The organism is Mesorhizobium sp. M7A.F.Ca.ET.027.03.2.1 (genome assembly GCF_003999175.1).
Taxonomy (GTDB): Bacteria; Pseudomonadota; Alphaproteobacteria; order Rhizobiales; family Rhizobiaceae; genus Mesorhizobium.
Map to the genome: position 1 here is coordinate 1 of NZ_RZOM01001483.1, position 1,075 is coordinate 1,075.

Genomic DNA, 1,075 nt, shown 5'->3' on the forward strand with positions numbered 1-1,075 from the left:
ATCTCGACCGCTCTCTATGCACTGCCGCGCACTTCGGTGCTCGGCGCCATCCTGCTCACCGCCTATATGGGCGGCGCTATCGCCACCAATGTCTGCGTCGACAACCCGCTGTTCTCGCACATGCTGTTCGGCGTCTATCTCGGCATTATCCTGTGGGGCGGCCTGTGTCTGCGCGATGCCAGGGTCCGCGCGCTGATCCCGTTCAGCCGTTAGATCCAGATCGAAGCATCGCTTTCAACTCGAAGCCTGAACCCTTTGCCGGGCAATGTCTCAGGGATCGAATCGCCGAGTTGCGAGTTAGAGATTTGCCTGGCGGCGGAGGCGGCTCCTATCGGAGAGGAACGATGATGAAGAAAACGATGCTTTTGATGGCGCTGCTGGTGCCGCTCGCCGCTTGTTCGCAAACGGAAAAAGGCGCGGCCGTAGGCGGCCTCGGTGGGGCTGCCGTCGGTGCGGCGGTCGCTGGCGATCCGGTTGAAGGCGCCGTCGTCGGTGGTGCTGTCGGCGCCGTTGCCGGCGCGCTGATCGGCCGGGCGAGCGAGCGTGGCGAATGCCGCTACCGTGATCGCCGTGGCCGCGTCTACGTCGACCGCTGCCCGGACGGTTATTGATCGGCAGCTCTTACAGACAGAACTGGACAGCAAAACGGCGGGCACATGGCCCGCCGTTTTCCTGGATGCGAATAGAGCAATTATTCGGCGGTGGCGGCTTCCGCCTCGGCCGGTGCAGCGGCGGCCGCAACAGCAGCAGCGGCATCTTCCTGCGCCTTCTTCAGAAGGGCAGCGCGTTCCTGCGCCTTCTTGCCCGGCTCGGCCTTCTTCGGGTTGGAACGGGCGTCGCGCTTGACGAGGCCAGCCTCGTCGAGGAAGCGCAGCACGCGGTCGGTCGGCTGGGCGCCATGCGCCAGCCAATGCTTGACGCGGTCGGCGTCGACCTTGACGCGTTCGCCGTCCTTGGGCAGCAGCGGGTTCCACGAGCCGATCGACTCGATGAACCGGCCGTCACGCGGCGAACGGGCGTCGGCAATGACGACGTGGTAGTAAGGACGCTTCTTCGAGCCCGCACGGGCCAGTCG

At 65.2% G+C, this 1,075-nt stretch carries 3 protein-coding genes; 2 read left to right on the forward strand and 1 reads right to left on the reverse strand.

Annotation, left to right across the window (positions count from 1 at the left end; translation table 11 throughout):
- On the forward strand, nt 1-213 hold a 213-nt coding region (locus EN750_RS35800), incomplete at its 5' end, for a DoxX family protein (protein ID WP_189526725.1).
- A gap of 134 nt (nt 214-347) precedes the next feature.
- Entirely contained in the window at nt 348-611 is a 264-nt protein-coding gene (locus EN750_RS35805; RefSeq protein ID WP_027037482.1) for a glycine zipper domain-containing protein, read from the forward strand.
- Between the two features lie 80 nt (nt 612-691).
- On the opposite strand, the gene rpsP is transcribed toward EN750_RS35805, so the two are convergent.
- Nucleotides 692-1,075 (reverse strand): 30S ribosomal protein S16 (rpsP, locus tag EN750_RS35810; protein WP_127399382.1); only part of this gene is annotated, 384 nt, incomplete at its 5' end.

What these genes read in the sequence shown, in the direction of transcription:
- EN750_RS35805 (WP_027037482.1), top strand. Translation starts at nt 348, where the DNA reads ATGAAGAAAACGATGCTTTTGATGGCGCTGCTGGTGCCGCTCGCCGCT.